The organism is Paracoccus sp. 22332 (assembly GCF_052045125.1).
Lineage (GTDB): Bacteria > Pseudomonadota > Alphaproteobacteria > Rhodobacterales > Rhodobacteraceae > Paracoccus > Paracoccus haematequi_A.
The window spans coordinates 1-5,022 of record NZ_JBQEOI010000087.1 but is presented as its reverse complement, the minus strand read 5'-3'; the positions used below and the strand labels follow the sequence as shown (position 1 = coordinate 5,022).

Sequence of the window (5,022 nt, the reverse complement as noted above, 5' to 3'; positions counted from 1 at the left end):
GCTGATCGAGCAGGAGCGCCGCCTGGTCGTAAACACCGCGCTTGCGCATTGCGCGGGCGGTCAGATCGGCAGGCGGGTTCGGGTTCATGCGTTGGCGCTGTTCTGCTGCCCCGACAATGACGCCGATGGACTGCACCGGAGAGCCTGTCCGGCGCTGCGCCAGTTGCGTGACCTTGGCCGTTTCGATGTCTTCGACAGACACCCCCATCCGCCGCAGTTCGTGAAGTGAAATCCTGCCCATCCCTCGCCTCGATAGTTGGCCACCAGCCAACTTTAGTTGGCCACCAGCCAACTGTCAATTTCTGTTTTTCTCAGCCCAGCAAGGCCGAAACGGCCAAAATGCACCAGCGTATCCATATATCCTAAGAGTCTTAGTGCACTGATGCGCGCAGATCGTCCGTCAGGTCGTACTGCACGGATGGGACATGCTGGGGAACAAGGACGTGGCGAGGCTGTGCCAGAGGGCCGGTGGCGCCCTGTGAGGGTCAGACCAGGCACCAAGGCTTGGAGAGAGTCCTAGAGGCGCTGCGGAACCCTCACGCCTGCTTGCGGGGCCTGCCGCCCTTGGCGCCGTTGGTCCGTGCGGCCGCGGCCTTGGCGGGGGAGGACGACTTGCCCCCTTCCGCGCCAAGCAGCGCGGCCATCCAGCGGCGCGTCCCATAGATGCCCTTCATGAAGCCGGGAACGTAAACGTCCGCATCCAATCTGGGCCAATGCAGCCCAAGGCCCGACGGGGTGATCTCGATCTCGGCCAGATCGACCGGATCGGCACCGGCCAGATCTTCAACAAGATGCACCGGGACCATGATGGTGACGCCGCTGCTCAGGCCCACCACGAGGCGGTTCTGGCGGGCGTCATATTCGGCACTGACGGCATAGCCGTTGCGGCGCAGCTCCTCGCCTTGGCGAACGGCAGACTGAAACTCTTGCTCAGAAATCTCCATGAATGGCGCTCCATTGCGGGCAGAGGGTGGACAGGTGCGCGGCCAAGTCCTTCTGTCCTAGCCAGCGATCAGGGCCAAAGGCGGGCAGTATGGACGAGGGCCAATATCCAGATCGTGTCCTGGTTGACGGTGTAGACCAGGCGGTAGCTGGGATGCGGGATCAGCTCGCGGGTATCGGGAATATGGCCCGGCTTTCCCATGAAGGGGTGATCTGCCAGCCGAGCTGCGGCTTCCCCGAACAGCTGGTCCATACGGATCGCGGCAGACGGGCTGTCGGCCGCGATGTAATCCATGATGTCAGCGCGGTCCTGCTCGGCTTCAGGCGCCCAGAGAACGATCACGCGGAGCCTTCGGCGAGTTTGGCCCGCCTGGCCGCAAAATCGGCTTCCACGGCCTCGTGGCTGCGTCCCTGGCCGTTCAGCATCGACGCGCGAGCCTTGTCCACCTTGCGACCCAGATACTCGCTGTAGGCCCGCTCATGGCGGCGCTGCTCGATGTAGTCGCGCATCAGCTCACGAACGACCTGCGATGCAGGACGGTCAGCGGCTGCGGCTTCGGCCATGAAGCTCTCCCGCAGATCCGGTTCCAGCTTCATCGTGAATACGGCTTTGGTGTTCATAGCTCATCCCCACAGATACTAACGGAGTATATACCGCGTTAGTATATCAATTCCAGACCGATCAGCTGCTTGGACGCTGTCTAACCCGGCAGTGTCAATCTTGCAAACTGACTTCTTCGCCAGCATACTCTCGTGGCCACGATAAGGCTTTGCCTTGCCCTGTCCACTCGCGCTGGTGAGGGGGCGTGCCGCCCCCTTCAAACCCCCGGCCCGCACCTTTGGCACGGCGGGACCAGCCCCGAACCCCGGCAGGGGCGATCCCCCTGCACTCTTTGGAGCCTGCCTCATGGCCAACGACCCTTCCGCTGCTTCCGAGCCTGCCCGTTGGATCAAGCTGCGGGCCAGCGCGGCCGAGCGGGCGCGATGGCAGGCATTGGCGGCGAGCCGGGGCATGAGCCTGTCAGAGCTGATCCGGGCGTCCTTGGGCGGCTTGCGGCTGCGGACGCGGCGGGAGGTGCCGCCGGTCGCGCCTGAGCTTTTGCGAGAGCTGGCGCGGATCGGGAACAACCTCAACCAGCTCGCGCGGGCCGCCAACCGGCACGAGCCGGTGACAGCAACCGCGCTGCTGTCGCGGCTGATCGAGATCGACCGGGATCTTGGGGCGCTTCGGGCGGCGCATACGCGGGCCGATCCGCCGGAGCGCGGCTAATGCTCATCAAGTTCACCAGCGGCGGGCGCGGCGGCGGGGGCGCGGTGTGCAGCTACCTAGTCGATGCGGAGCGCCAAGGCCGGGAGCATTGCCCGCCGGAGGTGGTGCGGGGCGACTTGGCGCGGACGCAGGAGCTGATCGACAGCATCGGGCGGCAGTGGACCTACACGCACGGAGTGTTGTCCTTCGCGCCCGAGGATGCGCCCACTGTGATCGAGCAGGAGGCCGCGATGGACGCCTTCGAAGCCTTTGCCTTCGCCGGCCTCGATGTCGATCAGTTCGACATCTCCTGGGTGCGGCACCAGCACACCGAGGGTGGGCGGGTGGAGCTGCACTTCGTGACCCCGCGCATGGAGCTGGCCTCCGGGCGGGCGCTCAACATCGCGCCGCCCGGCTGGGAGCGGAGCTTTTCCACCCTGCGGGACGCACTGAACCTGGAGCATGGCTGGGCGCGCCCGGATGATCCGGCGCGGGCGCGGGAAGTGGCCTTCGAGCTGTCGCCGCCTTGGGCGCAGCACGGATTCCACCTGAAAGAGGGCAAGGAGGCCGTCCACGGCTATGTGGTGGGGCTGATCGAGCGGGGGGCGGTGCATGACCGTGTCAGCCTGGTCGATGCGCTGACCGAGGCCGGGCTGGAGGTCACGCGGGCAGGCAAGGACTACGTGACGGTGCGCGATCCCGACACCGACGAGCGCCTGCGGCTCAGGGGCCGCATCTACGAGAAGGACTGGAACGATGACGCGGAGCTTGGCCGAGCGGCTGCACGAGAGGTTGGAGAGCCAGACGGCCGAGATCGCGGCCTTGACCGAGAGCGAGCTGCAGAAGCTCTCGCAGCGTGTGAGCGCGAGCGTGAGCACCGAGCTGACCGAAATCGAGATCGCTATCGCCCGAGCCACGCATGGGATCAGGAGCGCGCTGCCACAGCTGAAATGGATCTTGGGGCTGACCTGGGGCGCGCTGATCGTGAGCTTGATGCTGACCGGCTTCTTGCTTTGGCGCTCGAGCCAGCCCTTGAGGGTGGTGGAGGACATGCCCTTGGAGACGTTCCAGAGCGAGGGGCAGAGCTACCTGGTGGTGCCCGAGAACGCGACCCCGCTGCAATGCACCACGCCCTCGGGGCGGAAAGCGATTTGCCTGCATATGAAGAATGGGGACTGAGCCATGGACCAGCTCACGGCATTGGAGCGCGCCTTGCTCGAACAGTTCAGGCTCTTGGCGAACGAGTTCGATCAATCGGAGAGCGCGTCCGAGGAATATTCGAAGAAGGTGGGCGCATGGTCGCAGCGCATCTCGCAGCGACAATCAGCGATCGAGGCCCGCTTGTCGCAGATCGAGGCCACACAGCAGCGCTTGAGCGCGGGCTTGGAGAACTTGAACGCGGCCTTAGCCAAGCAGACCGCCTCAACCACGCACTTGGTGCAGCAGGTGAACGCGTTGCTGAAAGAACGCTGACATTAGTCCAGGAGCGCAAAGCGCACGAATGGGAGTTGGAGCGGGCCGCAAGGCGGGAGCGCGACAGGGGCCACGATCACGAGCTTTAAGTTAGCCCCTCAAGGCAACCCTACTTTGTTTTTGGCTGAATTGGCAGAAGAACAATGAGATAGCCCCGGCCGTGATCCATACATCTGCAAGATTGAACACAAAGGGGTGCCATGCCCCAAAGTGCAGATCGAGATAATCGGTCACCACTCCATACACCGCACGGTCAATGACATTGGCGAGCGCCCCCGCCACAATGAAAGAGGCAGCAATGCGCTCCAAGCCCTGCGATCTAAAAGCCCATAGCGCAAAACTCGCTGTCAATGCGGCCGTGGCGAGCAGCAGCACAAGCCGCGCAGTCTCACCCTCGAATGAGAACAGGCTGAACGAAACCCCCTGATTGAAGGTCAGACGCAGCGCGACAAAGGGCAGAAAGTCGGTTGCCGCGCCGTAGGGTTCGAGAGAGGTGCGCGCCCATAGCTTTGCAGCAAGATCGAGCGCGGCTCCAAAGGCGATGATGAGTGCAGGCCTAGCCGTTTTCATGCACGGCCAGCCTGTTTGAGATCGGAGCGCGCATCCCGGATGATCGACCACGCCGATTGCAGGAACAGGCCCGCGACGGCGAAGGCCACCAGAAGGTCAGGCCAGGACGAGCTAAGCGCCCAGACGAGGACAGCCGCGACGACCACGGCAAGGTTGCCAATCGCGTCGTTGCGCGAGAACAGCCAGACTGCACGCATATTGGCATCGCCCTTGCGGTGGGGCAGCAGCACAAGGGCAGCGGCCACATTGACGATGAAGGCCACGACCGCGAAGCCACCCATCAGGAGGGTTTCCGGCTCATGCTCGACAAAGACGCGGTAGAGCGTCGAGCCAATCACGCCAAGGCCGAGCAGGCCCAGAAACACGCCTTGCAGCAGCGCCGCCTTGGCGCGGGCCGCGAGGCCCCAGCCCACCGCAATGAGGCCGAGGAAGGAAATCAGGCCATCGCCCACGAAATCGAGCGCGTCCGCCTGTAGCGCCTGCGAACCCGACAGAAAGCTGCCGAAAATCTCGATCACGCCATAGCCGACATTGAGAAGGACAACGATCCAGAGTGCGCGCTTGTAGGCTGGGGTGACGTGCGACAGGTCAGGGATCTTGTCGTCATCCTCATCGGTTTCCGCCCCGGCCACCTTGGGCTGGCCTATGCGATCAAGCTGATAACCCAGGCTTGTCACTGCCTGCTCAATAGCAGGAAGCCGCGTCTGCGGATCATCGACATTGAGCGTCATGATCTGCGAGGCAATCGACACCTTCACCTCGTCCACGCCTTCAACCTTGCGGGCCGC

General features: G+C 63.8%; 8 protein-coding genes and 1 pseudogene. 3 read left to right on the top strand and 6 right to left on the bottom strand.

Annotated features, from left to right (window positions below):
- The 4 genes from ACTJI6_RS23540 to ACTJI6_RS23525 all read right to left on the bottom strand — a co-directional run.
- A partial coding sequence (locus ACTJI6_RS23540; RefSeq protein WP_440804161.1) for a hypothetical protein occupies positions 1 to 202 on the bottom strand: 202 nt, incomplete at its 3' end.
- A 334-nt stretch (positions 203 to 536) separates the two neighbouring features.
- Positions 537 to 944 carry a DUF2442 domain-containing protein gene (locus ACTJI6_RS23535; protein WP_126152580.1) on the bottom strand — a complete coding sequence of 136 codons (408 nt, stop codon included), beginning with the start codon at positions 942 to 944 and terminating at the stop codon, positions 537 to 539.
- Between the two features lie 68 nt (positions 945 to 1,012).
- Complete coding sequence (locus ACTJI6_RS23530; protein ID WP_126152581.1) at positions 1,013 to 1,285, bottom strand: type II toxin-antitoxin system RelE/ParE family toxin; 273 nt, start codon at positions 1,283 to 1,285, stop codon at positions 1,013 to 1,015.
- Positions 1,282 to 1,563 (bottom strand): antitoxin of toxin-antitoxin stability system, encoded by a 282-nt coding sequence (locus ACTJI6_RS23525; protein ID WP_126152582.1) that lies wholly within the window; start codon positions 1,561 to 1,563, stop codon positions 1,282 to 1,284. The genes ACTJI6_RS23530 and ACTJI6_RS23525 overlap by 4 nt, the downstream gene beginning before the upstream one ends.
- Positions 1,564 to 1,849: 286 nt before the next feature.
- On the opposite strand from ACTJI6_RS23525, the gene ACTJI6_RS23520 reads away from it, so the two are divergent.
- The 3 genes and pseudogenes from ACTJI6_RS23520 (at position 1,850) to ACTJI6_RS23510 (ending at position 3,664) form a co-directional block, all read left to right on the top strand.
- Positions 1,850 to 2,212 carry a MobC family plasmid mobilization relaxosome protein gene (locus tag ACTJI6_RS23520; RefSeq protein ID WP_126152583.1) on the top strand — a complete coding sequence of 121 codons (363 nt, stop codon included), beginning with the start codon at positions 1,850 to 1,852 and terminating at the stop codon, positions 2,210 to 2,212.
- Positions 2,212 to 2,601 (top strand): annotated as a pseudogene (locus ACTJI6_RS23515) (relaxase/mobilization nuclease domain-containing protein); the annotation flags it as partial. The gene ACTJI6_RS23520 and the pseudogene ACTJI6_RS23515, both read left to right, overlap by 1 nt.
- Before the next feature lie 772 nt (positions 2,602 to 3,373).
- Positions 3,374 to 3,664, top strand: coding sequence for a hypothetical protein (locus ACTJI6_RS23510; RefSeq protein WP_028720592.1), 291 nt, complete (start codon positions 3,374 to 3,376; stop codon positions 3,662 to 3,664).
- Positions 3,665 to 3,754: 90 nt separating this feature from the next.
- Here ACTJI6_RS23510 and lspA read toward each other — a convergent pair whose 3' ends face one another.
- Both lspA and ACTJI6_RS23500 read right to left on the bottom strand, forming a co-directional pair.
- Positions 3,755 to 4,234 carry a signal peptidase II gene (gene lspA, locus ACTJI6_RS23505; RefSeq protein ID WP_088239308.1) on the bottom strand — a complete coding sequence of 160 codons (480 nt, stop codon included), beginning with the start codon at positions 4,232 to 4,234 and terminating at the stop codon, positions 3,755 to 3,757.
- Positions 4,231 to 4,986 (bottom strand): cation transporter, encoded by a 756-nt coding sequence (locus ACTJI6_RS23500; protein WP_440804163.1) that lies wholly within the window; start codon positions 4,984 to 4,986, stop codon positions 4,231 to 4,233. Before ACTJI6_RS23500 ends, lspA begins: the two co-directional genes overlap by 4 nt.
- Positions 4,987 to 5,022: the final 36 nt, after the last annotated feature.